The organism is Streptomyces sp. NPDC005899 (assembly GCF_040629645.1).
Classification (GTDB): Bacteria; Actinomycetota; Actinomycetes; order Streptomycetales; family Streptomycetaceae; genus Streptomyces.
The window spans coordinates 1-18,983 of sequence record NZ_JBEXWB010000089.1; the positions used below are offsets into that span (position 1 = coordinate 1).

General features: G+C 71.3%; 16 protein-coding genes and 1 pseudogene. 8 read left to right on the forward strand and 9 right to left on the reverse strand.

The window, feature by feature from the left end; translation table 11 throughout:
• The first annotated feature begins 420 nt into the window (after positions 1-420).
• The 7 genes and pseudogenes from ABZ371_RS13435 to ABZ371_RS13465 all read left to right on the forward strand — a co-directional run bounded on the left by ABZ371_RS13435 (position 421) and on the right by ABZ371_RS13465 (position 8,490).
• A complete protein-coding gene (locus ABZ371_RS13435; RefSeq protein WP_358677870.1) occupies positions 421-1,629 on the forward strand; it encodes an FAD-dependent oxidoreductase in 1,209 nt (402 codons plus the stop codon).
• Positions 1,626-2,546 (forward strand): RNA polymerase sigma-70 factor, encoded by a 921-nt coding sequence (locus ABZ371_RS13440; RefSeq protein ID WP_358677873.1) that lies wholly within the window; start codon positions 1,626-1,628, stop codon positions 2,544-2,546. Before ABZ371_RS13435 ends, ABZ371_RS13440 begins: the two co-directional genes overlap by 4 nt.
• A 204-nt stretch (positions 2,547-2,750) precedes the next feature.
• Positions 2,751-3,347: pseudogene (locus tag ABZ371_RS13445) on the forward strand (glycosyltransferase family 2 protein); the annotation flags it as partial.
• Between the two features lie 100 nt (positions 3,348-3,447).
• Complete coding sequence (locus ABZ371_RS13450; RefSeq protein ID WP_358677876.1) at positions 3,448-5,052, forward strand: polysaccharide deacetylase family protein; 1,605 nt, start codon at positions 3,448-3,450, stop codon at positions 5,050-5,052.
• Between the two features lie 520 nt (positions 5,053-5,572).
• On the forward strand, positions 5,573-6,106 hold the full coding sequence (locus ABZ371_RS13455; RefSeq protein WP_358677878.1) for a hypothetical protein: 534 nt from the start codon (positions 5,573-5,575) through the stop codon (positions 6,104-6,106).
• A gap of 310 nt (positions 6,107-6,416) precedes the next feature.
• Positions 6,417-7,475, forward strand: coding sequence for a hypothetical protein (locus ABZ371_RS13460; protein ID WP_358677881.1), 1,059 nt, complete (start codon positions 6,417-6,419; stop codon positions 7,473-7,475).
• Positions 7,476-7,890: 415 nt separating this feature from the next.
• Positions 7,891-8,490, forward strand: a complete 600-nt coding sequence (locus tag ABZ371_RS13465; RefSeq protein ID WP_358677884.1) for a hypothetical protein — start codon at positions 7,891-7,893, stop codon at positions 8,488-8,490.
• Positions 8,491-8,661: 171 nt separating this feature from the next.
• Here the strand turns inward: ABZ371_RS13465 and ABZ371_RS13470 are convergent, their stop codons facing one another.
• From ABZ371_RS13470 to ABZ371_RS13500, 7 genes are all read right to left on the reverse strand, one after another.
• Positions 8,662-9,927 carry a salicylate synthase gene (locus ABZ371_RS13470; RefSeq protein WP_358677887.1) on the reverse strand — a complete coding sequence of 422 codons (1,266 nt, stop codon included), beginning with the start codon at positions 9,925-9,927 and terminating at the stop codon, positions 8,662-8,664.
• Positions 9,924-10,055: a hypothetical protein gene (locus ABZ371_RS13475; RefSeq protein WP_358677890.1), complete on the reverse strand. Its 132-nt coding sequence runs from the start codon at positions 10,053-10,055 to the stop codon at positions 9,924-9,926. The genes ABZ371_RS13470 and ABZ371_RS13475 overlap by 4 nt, the downstream gene beginning before the upstream one ends.
• A gap of 11 nt (positions 10,056-10,066) precedes the next feature.
• Positions 10,067-10,732, reverse strand: coding sequence for a class I SAM-dependent methyltransferase (locus tag ABZ371_RS13480; RefSeq protein ID WP_358677892.1), 666 nt, complete (start codon positions 10,730-10,732; stop codon positions 10,067-10,069).
• A gap of 403 nt (positions 10,733-11,135) precedes the next feature.
• On the reverse strand, positions 11,136-13,364 hold the full coding sequence (locus tag ABZ371_RS13485) for a SpoIIE family protein phosphatase (RefSeq protein ID WP_358677895.1): 2,229 nt from the start codon (positions 13,362-13,364) through the stop codon (positions 11,136-11,138).
• Positions 13,361-13,768: an STAS domain-containing protein gene (locus tag ABZ371_RS13490; protein ID WP_358677898.1), complete on the reverse strand. Its 408-nt coding sequence runs from the start codon at positions 13,766-13,768 to the stop codon at positions 13,361-13,363. The genes ABZ371_RS13485 and ABZ371_RS13490 overlap by 4 nt, the downstream gene beginning before the upstream one ends.
• Before the next feature lie 336 nt (positions 13,769-14,104).
• Positions 14,105-14,776 carry an enoyl-CoA hydratase-related protein gene (locus tag ABZ371_RS13495; protein WP_358677900.1) on the reverse strand — a complete coding sequence of 224 codons (672 nt, stop codon included), beginning with the start codon at positions 14,774-14,776 and terminating at the stop codon, positions 14,105-14,107.
• 47 nt (positions 14,777-14,823) lie between these two features.
• On the reverse strand, positions 14,824-15,402 hold the full coding sequence (locus ABZ371_RS13500) for a TetR/AcrR family transcriptional regulator (protein ID WP_358677903.1): 579 nt from the start codon (positions 15,400-15,402) through the stop codon (positions 14,824-14,826).
• A 317-nt stretch (positions 15,403-15,719) separates the two neighbouring features.
• Between ABZ371_RS13500 and ABZ371_RS13505 the strand changes: the two genes are divergently transcribed.
• Positions 15,720-16,364, forward strand: a complete 645-nt coding sequence (locus ABZ371_RS13505; RefSeq protein WP_358677906.1) for a GH32 C-terminal domain-containing protein — start codon at positions 15,720-15,722, stop codon at positions 16,362-16,364.
• A gap of 303 nt (positions 16,365-16,667) precedes the next feature.
• Here ABZ371_RS13505 and ABZ371_RS13510 read toward each other — a convergent pair whose 3' ends face one another.
• Positions 16,668-18,017 (reverse strand): hypothetical protein, encoded by a 1,350-nt coding sequence (locus ABZ371_RS13510; RefSeq protein ID WP_358677909.1) that lies wholly within the window; start codon positions 18,015-18,017, stop codon positions 16,668-16,670.
• A 112-nt stretch (positions 18,018-18,129) separates the two neighbouring features.
• Complete coding sequence (locus tag ABZ371_RS13515; RefSeq protein ID WP_358677912.1) at positions 18,130-18,702, reverse strand: QsdR family transcriptional regulator; 573 nt, start codon at positions 18,700-18,702, stop codon at positions 18,130-18,132.
• Between the last annotated feature and the right edge of the window lie 281 nt (positions 18,703-18,983).

The window sequence follows — 18,983 nt, forward strand, 5'->3', positions numbered from 1 at the left end:
GGTCACACGGGTGCTCTCCCGCCCCCCGGACGCGGGGCCACCCCGGGCCGTTGGGCGGCTGTCGCGGGCGCCCCCCGGCGCGCCCCCTCGGCGGGTGACGAAGGGGCCGGGAACGCGTTGCCTGCCGGTAACGCCTCGCCCGCCGGTAACGCGTCGTCCGCCGGGTCCACTGCAGGGGCAGCGAGAGCCCGGGGACCAGGTCCGTCACGGCGCCGGACGGGCGGGATCCGGCTTCCACGCCCTGACCGCAGGGCTCCTCACTGCCGCCGGCGATCCTTCACCGGCAGCATCACACGGCCGCTCCCGGGGGCGGGCGCCCCACCGCTGGCACCGTGACGTGCATCACACCGAACTCATGTCACGGACGGGCGGCACCTTCCATCTGGTGGGTGTCAGCAGCGCACCGAGAAAGGCGAGACGATGAGTGCACAGCACGAAGGCGGCCGGGCGGGCATCCACCACGTTCTGATCCTAGGGGCGGGTTACGCGGGCCTGTCCGCGGCCGTCCAGCTCGCGGCCCGGGTCAAGCGGAGCGAGGACGTCCGGATCACCCTGGTGAGTGCCCAGGAGCGGTTCACCGAGCGTCTGCGGCTGCACATGACGGCGACCGGGCAGCAGCTCGCCGACCTGCGCATCCCCGACCTGCTGGGAAACACCGGCGTGCAGTTCGTGCAGGGCTGGGTGACGGCCGTGGACGCGGGAGCGAGGACGGTACGGGTCGATGACGACCGGGATCTGCCGTACGACACGCTGGTCTACGGGCTGGGCAGCGTGGCCGACACGACGGCGGTTCCGGGAGCCGAGGCCCGCGCGTACTGCCTGAACAGTGCCCAGGACGCCGAAGCGATGGCAGACCGGCTGAGGGGGCTCGGCAGCGGCACGGTGGTGGTCTGCGGCAGCGGGCTGACAGGTGTCGAGTCGGCCGCGGAGATCGCGGAGCAGCGCCCGGAGCTGAACGTGGTGCTGCTGGGCCGGCAGGAGCCCGGTGCGGCCATGAACGCGAAGGCCAGGGCCTATCTGCAGGCAGCGCTCGACCGGCTGGGTGTCCAGGTGCGCAGCGACGTCGAGGTGGCGAGGGTGCTGCCCGGTGCGGTCGAGTTGGTGGGCGGGGAGAGCGTCGCCGCCGATGTGGTCGCGTGGACCAGCGGTACCCGGGGGTCACCGCTGGCGGCCGCCGCCGGGCTGGCTGTCGATGAGCACGATCGCGTCGTCACCGACACCGCACTGCGATCGGTGTCGCATCCGGAGGTGCACGCGGTGGGCGACGCGGCCTCGATACGCCAGGGCTACGGTGTCATGCACGGCACCTGCCAAGGTGGCATGCCCACCGGTGTGCACGCCGCGCTGTCGATCTTCCGCACCCTGCACGGCAAGCAGCCCAAGTCGTTCCGTTTCGGTTATTACCACACCCCGGTGAGCCTGGGACGGCACGATGCGGTGGTGCAGTTCACCCGCCCCGACGACAGCCCGCGGCGTATTCACCTGACCGGCCGTTTCGCGGCCCGGTATAAGGAGACGGTGACCGCCTCTCCCTGGCCGACATTCGGCCGAATGAAGAAGATGCCCGCTTCGGGTGCGTTCTGGCCCCGTGGTGGGCGTTTCACCCGGATCGTGCGGGAGGCGCGATGACCGACCTGCCCGCGGACGCCGACGAGCAGGTGTTCCATCAGTACCGGCGTCTGCTGTTCTCGGTGGCCTACCGCCTTCTGGGCAGTGCGGCCGATGCCGAGGACGCGGTGCAGGACGCCTGGATCAAGTGGTCGGCCGCCGAACGCTCACGGGTGAACGATCCCAAGGCGTACCTGACGCGCATCGTGTCGAACCTGGCTCTGGAACGGCTGCGCGCCACCCGGCACAAGCGTGAGACCTACGTGGGGCCGTGGCTTCCCGAGCCCATCCTCACCGGCGGGGACGGGGCCGAGGTGGTCACCGACGCCGAGTCGGTGTCCATGGCCATGCTGGTGGTGCTGGAGACGCTCAGCCCGCTCGAGCGGGCGGTGTTCGTACTGAAGGAGGTCTTCGGCTTCAGCCACGCCGAAATCGGTGAGACCGTGGAACGGTCGGAGGCCGCCGTGCGGCAGGCAGCCCACCGTGCCCGCGAGCACGTGCGGGCCCGACGGCCGCGCTTCACCGCTGACCGGTCCCGGCAGCGGCAGGTCACCGAGCGGTTCTTCTCCGCAGCGACCGGCGGTGACATCAACACCCTCATGGAGTTGCTGTCCCCCGACGTGACCCTGTGGACCGACGGTGGCGGCAAGGTCCGCCAGGCGCTGCACCCGGTCACGGGCGCGCAGACGGTGGCCGGCTGGTTCGCAGCGCTGGGTACGGTGCGTTACCAGGGCATCGAGCCTGCCGACATGCGTGCCGAACTGATCGAGATCAACAGCGGGCCAGGCATCCTGTTCGCCGGACCGGACCGGGTGATCGCGACTGTCACCTTCGATTTCGACGCCGCCGGCCGCATCACCGCCATCCACAACGTGGCCAACCCGGACAAGCTCCAGGCGGTCGCCGACGGCACCACTCACGACGTCGGTGCACAGTGAGCCTGAGGTGGGACCGGGAGGGGCTGCGACGAAGGCTGCCGGATCAGGGCGGTATCCGGTGCAGGGGTGGCCCGGTCTTCCGCCAGGCCATGGAAGCCCCGGCCCGCCCGTCGTCATGCCCGGGGTGAACTGTCGGCCGTCGGCCCGGCTCCGGGCGCCTGGGGCTGCCGCCGGGCGTGACTCGTTCAGGGCCTGAACGGCACGGATGACCGGTTCCTCGGGGCACCCTTCCGGTTCGCCACCGACCGCCAGCTGACCGGTTACGTCCTCGGGCAGGCATGGCTGGGCGGAACGCTCAAACGCCGCTACGCCGGGTCCCCGTTCGTCGAGGACGAGGACTTCGCCGAGCGCAGGTGGCGCGTCGGATACGTCAGGTCCGCGAAGGTGTGGACCGTCGTACCGGCCCGGTTCGCCCCCCTGCTGCGCCAGCAGATCCGCTGGAAGAAGAGCTTCATCCGCAACCTGTTCTTCACCGGCTCCTTCATGTGGCGCCGCGGCCCGGGACCCGCCGCGCTGTACTACGGCCACGTCCTGTGGGTGCTCGCCGCGCCGGTCATGGCCTTCCGCCATCTGGTCTGGGCGCCGGCCCACGGCGCCCTCTTCCTGACCTTCCTCTACCTGTGCGGAGTGATCCTCAAGGGATGCGCCTGGGGCCTCGCCTACCGGATCGACCATCCAGGGGACCGCCGCTGGCGCTACCGGCCACTCATGAGTCTGTTCTCCTCGGTGCTGCTCGCCTGGCTGCTGCCCTACTCCTTGCTGACGGTCCGTCGTGGCGTGTGGTCGAGGAACACGACGTGAGGCATCTGCGCCGCCGCGCCCTGGCAGGACTGGCCGCGCTGCTGAGCGCCGCCGTCGTCACCGCCCTGTACGTTCTCGTCCTCACCCGGGGGACCTTGCCATGACCGGCGCCGAACTCGTCCCGCACCGCCACGCGGTGAGGGAGCGCGCGGTACGGACACTGCTCGGCGTGCTGGCTCTCGCCCTGATCGGCGCGCCCTTCTACGCAGTAGGGCGTTACGAGGCCTTCCGCCGGGCGGTGGCGGAGCAGCAGGGACCACCGCGGGCGGCCGCCCCGCAGCCCGCCGGTCGCCCGGGGCCGCCCGCACGGGACGCGGGTGCGGGCGACACCTCCCCCGTGGTGCTCGCCTACCACGACATCGGCCGCGGCGGCCGGAGCCGTTACACGGTCACCCCGCAGGCTTTCGACGCGCAGCTGGCGGCGCTCGCGGCGGCCGGCTACCGCAGTCTGAGCAGCGAGGAGTTCGTCGCCTACCTGCGCGGCGGACGGGCGCCCGCCCCCCGTTCGGTGTTCCTGACCTTCGACGACGGGACGCACGGACTGTGGGTCCACGCCGACCGGATTCTGGCCAGGTACCGGATGCGGGCCGCCGCCTTCCTCATCACGGGTTCCGTCGGGAAGCACCGCCCGTACTACCTCTCCTGGCAGGAGATCGGCCGGATGGCCAAGTCCGGGCGCTGGGACTTCCAGGACCACACCCACTCCCTGCACCGGCGCGTGCAGGTGGACGCGGCCCACCGGGTCGCCCCGGCCCTGACCGGTCGGCTGTGGCTACCCCGGCTGGAGCGGCCCGAGACGGAACGGGAGTACCGCGGGCGGATCGAGAGGGACCTCGACCGGTCGGTCGACGAGATCACTCGCCACGGTCTCCCCCGGCCGCGGCTCTTCGCGTACCCCTTCTCCGAAGCGGGCCACCGGGCCGCACCGCAGTCCACGGAGCGGGCTCTGCGCGCGGTGCTCGACGAGCGGTTCGCCGCCGGCCTGACCAACACATCGCTGCGCCCCATGCCCGCCGGGCGCCGGGCGGCGGCGGCCCGGCAGGTGCAGCGGATCGAGGTCCTCGGCTCCACCGACGCACGCAGTCTGCTGACCGCGGTCGAGCGCTGGACGTCGGTGTCCCCCGCCGAGTGTCCCGCCCCGCTCACGGAGGGGCACCTGTGGCGAAGCAACGACGGCTCCCAGCTCACCGGTTCCGGAGTGTTCACCGGTGCCGGACCCTACCCCGGCCGGACGGGCTACGCCGCCGCCTCGTACCGGCCGACCAGTTCCGCGGACTGGAGCCACTACACCGTGGACGTCCGGGTCGGCCGACTGCGCGAGGCGCTGAACAGCGCCGGGCTGGTCGTGCGCGACGGCAGCCTCGACCCGCTCGAGGTGTCGGTCAGCTTCAGCTATGTACGCCTGCGGGAGCTGCGCAACGGCCGATGGTACGAGATCGACCGCCGCACACTCACCGACGCCACCGAACACCGGGTCGGCCTGACGGTGGAGGGCGACCGCACCGTCGTCGTCGTCGACGGCAGGACACGGATCGAGCGACGGTCCGCGCGCGCGACCGGCGGGGACGCGACGGGAGGAATCGCCCTGAGCGTGCGCAGCAGCGGCTCCGGCGGCTGGCCGCGCTTCGTCTCCCTGGCGGTACACCCGTCGGCCGGCGGCACCGGAGGGGGCGGCGCGGACGGGCGGGCAGTTCGGCCTCGATGACGTCGGCCGCCCACCGGACACCGCCCTCCCGCACCGTCCGTTGCCGGACGTCGGCCGACCGTGCGGCGACCTCGGGACAGTCAACCCAGGGCCTCGGGCCGGCGGCCGCGCGTACGTGGAGGAGCCGGCATGCCCGACACCACGCCGCTCGTCCCGATGGCCCCGCACGCCACCGTCAGCGCTTTCGACCACCTGCGGGCCGTCCAGTCCGAGGACGCAGACGTCACCCGCCGACGCGGCGGCGTCGAACCGAGGATGCCCGGGCTGCTCCCCTGCGTCGCCGACACTCTGCGCCGGCTGGAGGACCGACGGCGTGGGCCGATCCTTCGATGCACACGCCGCACCGATCGGTGCGCGCTCCTGTCAGGTCATGTCCCGCCCGGGCGAAGCCTGGAGAGCAGGTCCCGGCGGCCGGGCAGAACGACGCGAAGACGGCCCAGCAGGGCGTCAGTCAGTGCCCGAGCCACGACCACGGGAACCTGAACATCCGATGTCAGTACCCCTTGCTAGCGTCACCACCATGGCGAACCGTTCCTATCTCTACTCCGCGGACTCGATGCCGAACGAGGCGAAGATTCCCGAGCGGATCCGATGCATATCCGAGCACAGCTGGGACGTCCCGCTCGCTCACAAGCTCATGGTGGGGCGCGGAACGACGATCGTCCCGTCCATGATCTGGAATCCTCCGATCGGCATCGCTGCGGACTACGACGACGGGGCCGCCCTGCTCCGCAACCTTCTGCACGCGGTCGGCCGGGGTCTGGAGGAGGACGCCGAGTTCGCCGCGTGCGTGGCCAGGACCACCGCCCACCTCGAGCAGCAGCAGGCGAAGTACTTCCTCCTCGAGACCGGGGAGATCGTCTCGATGACGGACGACGACCCGCCAGCGAGCGTGCGGCGTCTGGCGTCCGAGGACGTACCCGAAGCCGTCGCCATGGCGGAGGCTGCGATCGCCGGCCGGAACGACGACTGGCTGGCCTCGGTTCGAGCCGACTGGCAGCAGCACTTCGCGTCCTTCTACAGCGAGACCCTCTACTTCTCCTTCCCCGACTGACCAGGCCCGAGGCGCGGTACCGGGCGATCCCGACCTGACCCGAACAACAGGACCTATGGCAGCCAGTCCCCCGGGGCCTCCGTCCGGGCGCCATCGGGACCGCGACCGGTCCGACGGCAGGCGGGCCGCCGACTCCCGGCGGCCTCCGGCGTCGAGCTGGACCACGGTCAGGAGCTCCGGCCCGCTCCGCGGTGGGCGGGCCGGCGTGGGACACGACGACGCCTGGGGTGTCCGGGGGCGGAGGTGGCCTTCCTGTCACACCGTAAGCGGGGGATGCTGTCTCTCCAACTGTCCGAAGAAGGCGGGGGCTATGGAGAGTTCTGAGGGCCTGGCGTTAGCGGCTGTTCAGGTCATGACGGCCGCGGCATCGGGTGCCGCCACGTCCGTCGGACAGGCCGTCGGCGATCTGGTGCGCTCCAGGATCGGCGGTTCCGAGCCGGGCCGGACGGTTCTGAGCGATCTGGCCGAGAATCCCGAGGACCCGACGCGCGTGGACGCACTGCGCGGCACACTCCAGGAGGAGCTCGCCGCCGATCCGGCGTTCAGGGGGCAGTTGAGAGGCGCTCTCTCAGGACCACCGCCCGCCTACGCCCCGCATCAGGCGACCGGCAGCATCGTCGTCGGGAGCAGCAGGGTGCGGGGCAGCCACTTCTCCTTGGGGCCCTTGACAGTCACCAATACCCGCAACTCTTCGGGATCGTGGTTCGCCATCGTCGTCCTGGCGCTGCTGGTGCTGGTCCTTGCGGTGTACGGAGGGGTGAAACTGGCGACCGGAGAGGATCCGCCGACTTCCGGTGGCGCGCCGGAGACGGAGCGCGTGATCCTCGAGGACGCTGCCCGGACCCAGGAAGTGCTCCCCGGTCTGGGCAGTCTGCCCACCGGCTGGGCCGTCAAGGACGGCTCTCCGCGCGAGATGGCCTGCCCGGCAGAGGGGACCGGCTGTGAAGGCACCCTGGTCAGCGCATCGGCGGAATACGTACCCGCCGGCGGTCCCGACGTCGTCGTGATCGAGCTGCGCTCCTACGGCACTGTGGAGGCTGCTTCCGCCGGGTACCAGGCGATGGCTCAGCAGCAAAAGGATCGCGGCCAGAACGGGCTGGACCCACTCTCCCTGCCTGGCGTGGGTGGTGATGAGGCCATGGCCGTGTCCTGGGCCGTTCACGGCAATCCGGCGGAACCCGATATGACGGAGGCAACCGGAGCGACCTCCGTCCTCAGGGTGGGCACGCTCACCGCGACCGTCCTACTCCGCGACGAAGGCGCGGGCGGCACGGATCTCGATGTCCTCCAGGCGCTGACGGCGGCCGTGGCAGCTCGCGCCGGCGAGGCCGTCACCGGACAGCGACCCACTGCGGCGGTGCAGCTCTGACCAGCCGGGCACTGCCGCTCCGGGTGCTACCCGCGAGGCACCGGCACGGTCGCCCGCCTCAGCACCGGCTCGGAAGCCATGCGCCGAAAGCCCCGCTTCCGCAGCACCGGGTCGAGGCGGGCGCGGGCGTTCCCCGACCGCGAGGCGGTGGTCCGGGACGGCCACCCGGCGCCAGGGACAGGCACCGGACCCCTCGCTACGACGTCGGCAAGGCCGTCGAACGCCACGGGACCCTCAAAGCCATCGGCAAGCCTGGAAGATCTTGCCAGATGGAGAACGAGGTGAGTACCTGCTCATGGTGTCGGCATTCCGAGAGCCGCGAGTTCGTGACGGTGATCGGTGCCACACCCGAGTCACCAGCGGCAATTCGGCAGGACAGGTGCACGCCACCGGCACCGACGCATAGGCTTCGGACGTGACGAGCCGTAGCCGCATTTCCGGCCTGGTGGGCCTCCCCGTGATCGTTCTCGGGGTGGCCGTAGCACTGTTCCGCACGTTACTTCTCGAGGAAGCCAGACCTGTACCCGGTATGCATCCGAGGGTTCCTCCCCCGGACGGCTTGCTCGAGAGAGAAAACGAGTACGTGGCCTGGCTGGACTCCTATGTCTCATGGCTGGTTCGAGTCGCCAGGTCGCATCGGAGGCGCTTCGTGGTGCTGACCTGCGCATCAGGGCTTTCCGCGCTTGCGATCAGTCCTGCTGTGGCCGTCCGGGCACCGGTCTGGATACCCGCTGCCCTGGGCTTCGTCACCGCAGCCTGCCAATTTCTTCTGGTCATCGGGCAGGACCAGAAGCTGTACCTGCTGATGCACGAACAGTCCGTGAAGCTGCAGAAGATGCGGAGGGACTTCGGCTTCGACACAGAGCCGACACAGGACAGCTGGATGATGCGAAGGCGGTTCACGGAGTTCCGCCAGGCCGTGGAGAAGATCAAGGAAGACTACGGGCAGCAGATATTCAGGATCAGAGGCCAGGAGCCGCCGCCGCCACCGCAGACGGCGATCGCCGGGCCGTGAGTGCCTGTCTCCGATGCCGAGGTGCCGAGCGGGAGAGGTCGGTGGTCACGTCGGCCGTCCAGCCCGGCCATGACGGCGAGAGGGACGAACGGGGCGGGGCGCTGCGTCCGCAGCGCACGGCACGCGCCATCGCGTCGGCACGGATGTGTCTCCCCCGGTGGGGACGGCGCGCTACTCGTGCGTGTCGGCGGGGACGAGATGGTGGGCGACGCTGCGCAGCTTCTCGCAGGTCTCCTCGTGTTCGCGTTCGGGCTGGGACTGCCGGACGATGCCGGCCCCGGCCTGGATCCAGCACCGGCCGTCCCGTCGGAAGATGCTGCGCAGCACGAGGGCGGCGTCGAGGGTGCCGTCGGAGTCGAAGGTGAGAACCGCGCCTGCGTACAGGCCGCGCGGCTTTCCCTCGAGTCGTCGGATCAGGGGATATGCGGGAGCTTTGGGGATCCCTGTGGCGGTGATCGCGGGGAAGAGGGCCGCGAACGCGTCCCAGGGGCCGTAGCCGGGGCGCAGGTGGCCCGTGACCGTGGAGGCCAGGTGCTGGACGGTGCCGCGGTCGAGGACGTTCAGGTACTCGCTGACACCGGTGTCGTCGCACACCGTGCCGAGGTCCTCCAGCGCGAGTCTGACGGAGATGGCGTGCTCGTGGATCTCCTTGGGATCGCTGAGGAGGTCAGCGCGGAGCCGGGCGTCGTCGTCGGGCTTCCCGGTCCGGGCCCGGGTGCCGGCCAGGGGACGCGTGGTGACGCGGCCGTCGGCGGTGACCTCGGCCACCGTCTCGGGACTGAACCCGGCCGCCTGGACGCCGCCGAGGTCGAGCAGGAACGAGCGTGCCGGGGTGTTGGCCCGTCGCCCCGCGACGTAGCTGCTGACCAGGTCCACCGCGGCCGGTACAGGGATCTGCCTGGAGAGGATGACCTTTTCCAGCGGGCTGTGCCCGCGCACTTCCACCAGGGCCTCCGCGACCGCGGCCCGGTAGTTGCCGGTGTCATCCAGCGGGAGCGGGATGCGTCCGGTCGGCTCCGGCGCAGGTGCGGGGCCGGCTGACCGGACTCGGTCGACGATCAGGTCCAGCCGCTCGGCGGTGACGGACCGGACGAGGACCTCCGTTCCGTCGGTGGGCACGATCAGGTGCAGCAGGGTCTCCGTGCCCTCGGAGCTCTCTCCGGCCAGTGCGGCTCCCAGTTCGAACGCCGCCCAGCCGTACGCTCGCCAGCCCGCCACCGGAACAGCCGCGAGGCGTGCCCCCACGTGTTCCAGGTCCGCGGCTTCTCCTCCGCCCAGCCGGACCGAGGCCAGCGCGCCGCCGGCCAGACTCCAGCCGGCACTGCTCTCGTACAACAGGTGCGGGTCGAACAGGTGGCTGCGCACCAGCCGGGACATCAGCAGCAGTGGGTCTTCCTGCAGCGGCAGGCGCACCTCCAGGTACGTCCCACGGGTCATCGCGCTCCTTCCCTTCTCGCTCCGCCCTGCGGGCGGCGGCCCCGCACGCTGATCAGCGGGTAGGAGTTGACGACGAAGTCCGGGTGCTGCAACAACTCCCGGAACCGGTCCAGTTCGGTGGCCGACACACCGGAAGCTGTCAGCCGGTCGCTGACCTGGTCGATGTTGTGCCGATGCAGGGCGATACCCGCACTCCCGCCCGGCCACGCCTCGGCGTAGGTGTTCGAGCTGAGTTCCCGTAGCCCGGCGGCCGCCATCGCTCCCAGCGCGCGGCCGGATCGGCGCCGGCCCTCTCCAGCAAGGCCAGCAACGTCGAATGGACCCGGTCGAACAGCGCTGCCGACGAGGCGTCCGGCGCCGCCAGGACCGGCGTCCAACCGCAGTCGAACTCCTCCAGCACCAGCCATCCACCCGGCCTCAGGGCTCCCACCAGTTTGTCGAGCACCTCGAACCGATCCGGCAGGTGCAACAGAACCAGCCGGGCGTGGACGAGGTCGTAGTCCTCTCCCGGCAGCGGGTCGTGGACGATGTCGTGCCGCAGCAGACGCACGTGAGCGGGACGGTGCCGTGAGGCGGCCCAGCGCGGTTCGAGTTCGGTGACCGTCACCTCACCCTCCGGCCCGACCCGTTTCCCGAGCCAGTCACCCAACGAGGCACTGCCGCCACCGACTTCCAGGCATCGCCACCCCGTGACAGGCCCGATCAGTTCCAGCTGGCGCCGGGACACAGGGTCGTAGCACGATTCCAGGGCGGAGAAGCGGCCTGCGGTCTGAGCGGCGTCGCTGTCGAAGAGGTAGTGGGACACGGGCTGCCTCCATCTGCAGGAGGGGAGGGCTCCCTCACATAGTCACGGAGTCCATCCGGTCAACACAGGGCGCGTAAGGGGCAGGCCGGTGGCAGAGCGCACGCCTGGCCTACTCAGCGGTGGTACCCGGTGGTGCCGGTTGGACTATCCGGCGCCCTGCCTCCGGCAGACGGTGACCGTCTTCATCGGCGCCGACCTGCCACCGCGAGCCGGCGTCACTGCCTGGCCCCGCTGCCCGAGCGCATCGCACGCACCCGCTCCGGCCCGCACGCGTGCGCGTGAGCAGCCGTGCCGGCCTCGCCGAGGCCGAACCCGGCCGGATCATCCAGCCCCGCTGTCCCACTGACCCGCCGGGTCCATGACGACGACCACCGTGCCTACGGGGCACGGCAGGTGCGCCTCGTCACGGCGTGGGTGGGGGCTCGACGGCGGTCAGGACCAGGACGGCCTGGTCGTCGTCGACCTCCTGCCCCCCGGTGAAGGCGTGCACGGCCCGCGCCACACCGTCGACGACGCCCTGGGCTCCGTCCGCGGGATCGGCGGCTGCGAGGGTCGTGGCGAGGCGTTCCTCACCGAACTGCTCCGTGTCCTGGTCGCGGGCTTCGGTGATGCCGTCGGTGTAGAGCACCAGGGTCTCGCCCGGGTCCAGGTGGAGTCGGCAGGGCGTGAGGTGGGGGTCGGGGGTGACGCCCAGGAGGAGTCCTGGGGCATCGAGCGGGTGGGCGGTGCGGTCGGCTTCGAGGTGGAGGGGCAGGGTGTGCCCGGCGCGGACCAGTTCGACGTCGAGGCCGGTGGGGGTGGGGGTGAGCTGGCCGTAGACGAGGGTGACGAAACCGGTGTCGTGGCGGTGTGGGCGGTTGAGCAGGGCGCGGTTGACCGCCTGGACGACGTCTCTGGGGGTGGGGAGGAGGGGGGCGACTGCGCGAGCCGTGTGGCGGACCAGGGCGGTGGTGGTCGCGGCCAGCGCGCCGCGTCCGCAGACGTCGCCGAGGAGGAAGGCCCAGCGGCCGTCCTCCAGGGGGAAGAGGTCGTAGAAGTCGCCGCCGATGTCGAGGCCTTCGCCGGCGGGATGATAGGAAGCGGCGACGTCCGTGCCGGGCACCTCGGGCAGGTCGGGCAGGAGCAGACCGGCCTGGAGGTCGCGGGCGAGGGTGACTCGGTGGGCGTACTGGCGGGCGTTGCGGGAGGCCAGGGCGGCCCGTCGGGCGAGTTCCTCGGCCAGGGCCACGGTGCGGCCGTCGAAGGGACGCTCCCCGGTGGAGAGCAGGGTCAGCACGCCGAAGGCGCGGCCGCGGTCTGTCAGGGGTACGCAGAGGTATCCGGTGACACCGAGGTCCTGCCAGGGGCCGGGGCCGGTGGGAACGCGCTGGGCCACCTCGCTCGTACCGGTGGACAGGACGCGGGCGACCGCGTCGTCGGCGGTGTCGTGGACGGGGATGTGGGAGGCCAGGAGGTCCCGCTGACGGGGTGTGGGAGCGGCGGTGGCCAGTCGCCGCAGGCGTCCTGCCTCGACGACGTCGACCGCGCACAGGGGCGCCAGGGCGGGTACGCAGGTGTCGGCCAGCCGTTTCAGAGTCTGGGTGGCGTCGAGGTCGGCTCCCAGGACGGTGCTGGCGTGCAGGAGGAAGGCGAGGTCGCCACGGACAGCCTTCGTCTGCGCCTCGGTGTCCCGGCGAGCCTGTTCGGTCTGGTGGCGTTCGATGGCCAGGGCCGCGGTGCCGGCGAAGACCCGGGCCAGGGCCAGGTCACTCTCCTGCGGGGCACGAGGGGTGCGGTGGTACATCGCGAAGGTGCCCAGCAGGGAACCGTCGCGGGCCAGGATCGGCGTGGACCAGCAGGCGGCCACCCCGGCCCGCTCCGCCAGGTCGCGGAAGTCGTCCCAGAAGCTGTCGACCGAGATGTCGGTGACGATGACCGGCCGGCGGCGGTGGGCCGCGGTGCCGCACGAGCCGACGCCCTCGCCGGTGGCGATGCCGTCGATGGCCCGGTTGTAGAAGTCGGGCAGACTCGGCGCCGCCCCGTGACGTAGGTGCCGACCGTCGGCATCGGCGAGCAGGACCGAGACCAGCACCTCCTCCGGGCTCAGGTCCTCGATCACCCGGGCCATGCCGTCCAGCACGTCGGTCAGCGGGGCCTGGCGGGCGATCTGCTCCAGCAGCGCCCGGTGCTCGGCCGTCAGCCGCTGGGCGTGCTTGACCTGAGTGGTCTCCACCCCTATCACCCGCACACCCGTCACGGTGCCGCCGTCGTCCAGGCGGGGCTCGTAGGTGAAGTCGAAGAACGACTCCCGCATCTGCTCGCCCTCGCCGAGCATGATGCGGGCGTCCCAGGCTCTGTAGATCTTGCCCGTGCGGTAGACCTCGTCGAGAAGGGCGATGATGCCCTGATCGAGGAGTTCGGGCATCAGCTCCCCCAGTGGCACCCCGGTGCGGGTACGCGCGGGTCCGCCGATCGCCGTGAAGAACGCCGCGTTCGCGGTCTCCACCAAGTGCGCGGGTCCGGCCAGGGAGGCGAACACGGCCATGGATCGGCCGAACAGCGCCCGCAGGTCCCCTTCCACCGCCCCGTCCTCAGCCCTCCCGCCCGCACCGGCCGTGCGTGCGGGCGGGGACTGTTCGGGTAGGCGGCTCATGCGATCCGCCCTTCGGCGGGCATCCGCTCCGAGTCGTCGACGCCCGGGGTCTGACTCGTGCGGCTGTCGGCACGGGGGGTGAGAGCCGCGGTGGCCTCGGGGTGGACGGAGAAAACCTCGTCCAGGCCGGTAAGGGCGAACAGGCGTGCCACGGGCGGCGGCAGCGCCGCTACGTGAAAGTCCCGGTCCCGGGCCGCCAGCTGCTGGGAGAGGCCGATCAGGGCGCTGATACCGGAGGAATCGCAGGACGACAGGTGAGCGCAGTCCACGACCACCGGACCCGTCCCCTCGGCCAGCTCGAGCAGCGCGGCCTCCTGCACCTGCACCATGCTGTTGAAATCAAGCTCCCCGCGCAGCGTGAGGACCACGCCGTGCGGGGTGCGCGTGACATCCACCGGGAACACGAGCTCACTCCTGCGCGAACGAAAGGCTGCGCCGACAGTCCGCCATCCTAGGCAGCCCCTACTCGGCCACGAAATCCGAGGAGATGGGGTGCGTCTTGCTCGCTGCAACCTCCGCGGCCTGGTTCCACCCATGCCTCATGGCAGCCGTACGGGTCGCGGGTGTCGCCCGTGTCCGCCGCCGTGCTCCTCGCCCGGGCGGGAGCCGGCCATGGCGTCCGGCCGCCGGAGGACGGTCGAGGAGGTGGCCTGCACCGGCGCCGGACGGGGACGAGAGCCGGAGCAGGCCGTGGAGCACGTCTTCGGCGCGGACACCGACGAGTTGTCGGTCAGGTCGTCTCAGCCGAGCGGGTCGGTGGTGTCGCGCAGGGTCGCGAGCGCGGGGCCGTACATGCGGGTCTTGATGGTGGCGAGGGTGTCGCCGGTCTTGTTCACCTGCGCCTGGGCGATCGCGATGGCGGTGGAGCGCACGGCGTCCTCGGCGACGGCGTGGTCGACGATGCCGGCGGTCGCCGCGTCGGTGCCGCCGTAGCGGCGGGCGGTGAGCATGGCCTCGTGGGCGGTCTGCGGCGTCAGCCGGGACTGGACGAGCGCGGCCATGCCGGGGGTGAAGGGGATGTTGATGTCCGCTTCGGGCAGGCACCAGTAGCCGCGGTCGGCGCGCATGACGCGGAAGTCGTGGGCGAGGGAGAGCATCGCTCCGGCGGCGAAGGTGTGCCCTTGCAGCGCGGCCACCGTGACGACCGGGAGGGACAGCATTCGCGCGAACAGTTCGTGGACGGAGACGACGTAGGCCTGGTGCTGGTCGGCGTGGGCGAACAGCCAGTCCAGGTCCAGGCCGTTGGAGTAGAACTTGCCCGTGGCGGCGGTGACCAGGGCCCGGGGGCCTTGCGCCTTCTCCACCTCGTCGAGCGCGGCGCCGACGGCGGTGATCCAGTCGGGGTGGAAGCGGTTCTCACCGTCTCCGAGGTCGAGGACGAAGACGTTGTCCTGACGGTCGAGCGAGGGCATGGCGACTCCTTCGGACTGAGCTGACGTGGCTGGAAGAGGATGGTGGGCTATGCCCCGGGCCGGGGTCCGGCTTCCGGGCGGTCACTCAGGGCGTGGACGAGCAGGTCGTGGATCTCGGCGGCGGCTGCATCGAGCGGGCCGGTGCTCTGCTCGGCCCGGCACATGATCACCGCGCCTTCGACGGCGGCGATGACGAATGCGCCGAGCCGGCGGCTGCGTTCCTCGGTCAGGCCGTGCAACAGGAAGAGACCCGCGAGGGCTTCCTGCCAGCGGGCGAAGACGGCGGCGGCGGAGCGGGCCAACTGCGGCGCGTCGTCGTTCGTCTCGACGGCCACCGCCACGATCGGACAGCCGGCCCGAAAACCGCTCTCCACCAGCCGGTCGCGCCACAGCGCGAAGAACGCGTCGACGGCCCGCACCGGATCGTCCGCCTGCACGGCGGCGTCGATCAGGCCGGCGATGAAGTCCCCCGCCAGGGCCACCGCCTCGTCGATGAGCTGTACCCGCCCGCCGGGAAAGTGGTGGTACACCGAGCCCCTGGGGGCTCCGCTGTGGGCGAGGACCCGGTCGATGCTGGTCGCGCTCGCCCCGTACTCGCGCAGCAGAACGGCGGTGCTGAGGATCATCCGCTCCCGGCTTTCGCTCCTGCGCGGACTCACCCGCCCACCGTCCTCCCTGCGTAGGGGCGCCGCACAATGCGAGCTACCCGCCAGTAACTTATGGCCTATGGCATACAACATGCAAGAGGAAAGCCGAGGTCCGGTCCGCACGACGTGCGGGCGGCACTCGGCGGATGCTGCCGGACATGCGTGCGCGGCACGCCCGGGCTCGCGGGCTGATCACCTTCTTCGCTCGGCCGGCCGGCCACAACCCCTGAGGACGGGGGACCTCGCCTCCGGCCGCGCGGACCGGCTGCTCGCCGCGCTCACACCCGCAGCCGCAGGTGAGCACCGGCGCCCCCACGTGGCCGGCCGAGGAGTTGACGGTGCTGTACGGCCGGCCGCACCCGAAGCGCACCGAACGCGCCGACTACGACGCCGGCCTCCCCATCGAACTGAACATGCGGCCCGACGGAGACCTCGGCTTCCGCCCCGTGGAGGAGGTCTCCCGGCTCCACGCCGGCGAACCGCTCCTGAACATCACCGCACCGACCTCCGTCAACGACGCCAACACGCGACTGTCCGCCGTCAAGGGCAACATGCTGCACGTCAGGCTGACGATGGAACGGGGTACCGCCGACACCTTCGGCCTGGACGTACTCCGCAGCCCCGGAGACGAAGAACGGACCCGTCTGTTCTACGACGCCCCCGCAGGACAGCTGGGCGTCGACCGATCGCGATCCGGGAACAACTCCAGCGCCGAACCGGACTTCGGCATCCACAAAGGGCCGCTCGCGCTGTCGGGCGGCAACCTGACCCTCGACGTGTTCCTCGACCGCTCGATGATCGAGGCGTACGCGAACTCGCAGAAGTCCGTCACCACCCGCGCCTACCCCTTCCGGCAGGACTCCCTCGGCCTGAGGTTGTTCGGCGACGGCAGCGTCATCAAGTCCATGACCGTCTGGAAGATGGGCAACATGACCGACTGATCCGACACCACGTACCGAGGGCACGGCTGCGCCCGGTGGCCGTGCCCTCGGCCCCCTCGGTCCACAGCCCCCTCGGCCCACAGCCCCCTCGCTGTGGGCCGAGGGTGTCTCCGCGCGCTGCACTACCAGCCGCGCTGAGGGCGGCCTCGGGGGACTTCGGCACAGCCCGACGCTGCGGGAGGCGCCCGGCCGATGTGCGGGCCGGTTCCGCGCTCGCCGCTCGGTGAGCGTCATCCGGGCACGACGGCGCGCTGCCCCCAGGAGTGCGGACCGGGAACAGCGCACCGTCGTACGGCTACCGGGTCACCCGCCGGAGGGGATGTCCACGTAGTCCTTGAAGAGCAGTGACACGGTGTGGCGGTCGGATGGCCAGTTCGCCACCGCGATGGTTTCGACCGCCCCTCCGGTCCCGCGCATCGTCTGCGTGACGGGGATCGTCCCCCGGGCCCGGGCATCGGCCGGCAGGGAGAGGTCGGTAGCCGTCAGGAAGGGGACGCGGTCGAAGGGCGGCAGCGCCGCGTCGAGGTGGCTGACTCCGTCGCACCCCTTGTCGAAGGCGAACAAGCCCAGTATCTGCCGCAGTTGCGGCGACACCGCGGGGTTGAGCACGTCCGACCCCGCGATGCGGAGCCGATCGTCGTCCGCCGTGCCGGACCGCCACTCACGTGCGCGTGCGATGGTGAGCGCCGTCTGCGCGGAGCAGGTGTCGATGGAGTCCGCGACACCACCCGGCGGAGAGACGAGAAGGCGCACGAAGCGGTCGCTGCGCTCGAACGGCTCGAAGTAGAAGTGGTTGGTGCGCTCTCCCGAGCGAAGGAACGCCATCTCGTAGTGTCCGCGCCCGCTCACCGCGAGCGGGCCGAAGGCGCCGTCCGCGCCGACCCGCACGACGTGCTGCGGGAGCAGTCCGGTCCGGGCGCCGGTGGCGGGGTCGAGCCGCCACACCTCCAGACGTCCTTCCAGCCCCTTGTTCTGCGGGAAGTACACGGCGCGGCCCGCGATCTCCACCGAGACCGGCGGCTCGGGCAGTACCCGGGTGGTCAGGGGCGCTCGGCCCCGGAGGAACGCGTAGATGTGGGCGAAGCTCTCGGCGGACGTGGCACTCTCCGTGTGGCTCGCCTGTGGCTCGTGGACGTTGAGCGCACCGCCGATCGCACCGTTCGGCTGGAGGCTGCTCCAGATCGCGAGGGTGGGCACGCCGCCCGGCGGCGCGGCAGCCGTACGGCCGTCCAGGTTCACGTACTTGGCGACCTGAGCCGCGCGCTCCGGCACGGCGAGGTAGGCGTGCGCCACGCGCGTGCCGCGCGAGTGGGCGAGGAGGTCGACCTGTTCCGCGCCGGTACGCGCCCGGACGGAACGGACCAGTTCCTCCAGCCCGGCGATCGCCTGGTCGTCGGTCGCCACGGAGGTGTCGTACTCGTGGACGTACAACTGATCGTCGCGGTAGCCGTTGCTGGAGAACCGCTTGGCCTGGGACTGCCACTGCTGGGCCGAGCCCTCCTGACCATGCACGAAGACCACGGGATTGACGCTCGTGCGCGGTGCGGCCGCGGCCTGCGCCGGAGTGGTGAGGGCGGCGAGTGTTCCGACGAGCGCCAGAAACACAGCCAGCAGCGTGGTCCGGCCCGTCCGGGCCGGTTGGGAACCGGTCATCCTGTCCTCCGAGTTGCCGTCGTCGGAGTCGGAAGCTACGGCCGGTGCGGGCGGGCCCACCAGTCATCTGGCCGAGGGTGAGACGGCCGTCTCAGATCGAGCCCTGAGTCGTTCAGCGGGTTTGCCGGAGCACGGCGCGGGCAGTGCGCTCAGCCAGCTCGAGGTCCGGCCGGCGGTTGCTCAGGAGCTCGGCGTACAGGGCGGACTCGACGACCCGGACGTAGAGATAGGCGAGGTCGTCGATGCCGGAGCTGGGCCAGGGACGGTCCCTCTCCCCCGCTTCCAGCAGGATGCTCCGCTGGGCGAGGACCGCCCGCCGGTGCACGCATCCGCCGGTCAGCAGCCGTCTCGCCGTCTCGGGCTCGGCACGCAGGAATGCCTCGAAGGGGGCGGAGGCGCGCAGCGCGTTGACGAAGTAGCGGGTGATCTCCAGGACTCCGTCCACACCCGCTCGGGTACGCCGGCGGCGGGCCCGCTCCAGCAGGTGGTCCGCGAGCTCCCACAGCACGTCGGCCAGGAGCGCGTCCCGGCTGCCGACCACCCGGTAGAGCGTCGCCCGGCTGACGGCGAGGTCCTGGGCGAGCGCGTCCATGTCCACCGTGCCGTGCCGGAGGAAGAAGCGGCAGGCGCTGTGCACGACATGATCCCGGGTGACCACACGCCGGGAGGCCCACGCACCTCGCATGCCGCCCGCCTCCTTCTCCCGCCCCGGCACCCGGCACCCTAGCGCGTCGGGCCGGCCGGGAGGAGGGAGTGAGGGGTGTGACAGCGCGGACGGGTGCCGCCACGCGACGGGCCGGCACAGCCGCACGTCCCACGGCCCGAGTTCGTCGACGGCCCGCTGACCTGAGCCGGGCCCGGGAAGTGGTGTGTTCATGTTCATCCCGTACTACCCGCTGTGGTCGATCCCTGTGATGACGCTCGACCTGATCATCCTGTGGGGACTGGCACGCATGGCCGTCGCCT

Bases quoted from the DNA above. Each gene is read 5' to 3' on its own strand.
- ABZ371_RS13510 (WP_358677909.1), bottom strand. From the start codon at position 18,017: ATGACCGGTTCCCAACCGGCCCGGACGGGCCGGACCACGCTGCTGGCT.
- ABZ371_RS13500 (WP_358677903.1), bottom strand. From the start codon at position 15,402: ATGATCCTCAGCACCGCCGTTCTGCTGCGCGAGTACGGGGCGAGCGCG.
- ABZ371_RS13470 (WP_358677887.1), bottom strand. From the start codon at position 9,927: ATGACCCGTGGGACGTACCTGGAGGTGCGCCTGCCGCTGCAGGAAGAC.
- ABZ371_RS13485 (WP_358677895.1), bottom strand. From the start codon at position 13,364: ATGAGCCGCCTACCCGAACAGTCCCCGCCCGCACGCACGGCCGGTGCG.
- ABZ371_RS13515 (WP_358677912.1), bottom strand. From the start codon at position 18,702: ATGCGAGGTGCGTGGGCCTCCCGGCGTGTGGTCACCCGGGATCATGTC.
- ABZ371_RS13440 (WP_358677873.1), top strand. From the start codon at position 1,626: ATGACCGACCTGCCCGCGGACGCCGACGAGCAGGTGTTCCATCAGTAC.
- ABZ371_RS13435 (WP_358677870.1), top strand. From the start codon at position 421: ATGAGTGCACAGCACGAAGGCGGCCGGGCGGGCATCCACCACGTTCTG.
- ABZ371_RS13495 (WP_358677900.1), bottom strand. From the start codon at position 14,776: ATGCCCTCGCTCGACCGTCAGGACAACGTCTTCGTCCTCGACCTCGGA.
- ABZ371_RS13455 (WP_358677878.1), top strand. From the start codon at position 5,573: ATGGCGAACCGTTCCTATCTCTACTCCGCGGACTCGATGCCGAACGAG.
- ABZ371_RS13450 (WP_358677876.1), top strand. From the start codon at position 3,448: ATGACCGGCGCCGAACTCGTCCCGCACCGCCACGCGGTGAGGGAGCGC.
- ABZ371_RS13460 (WP_358677881.1), top strand. From the start codon at position 6,417: ATGGAGAGTTCTGAGGGCCTGGCGTTAGCGGCTGTTCAGGTCATGACG.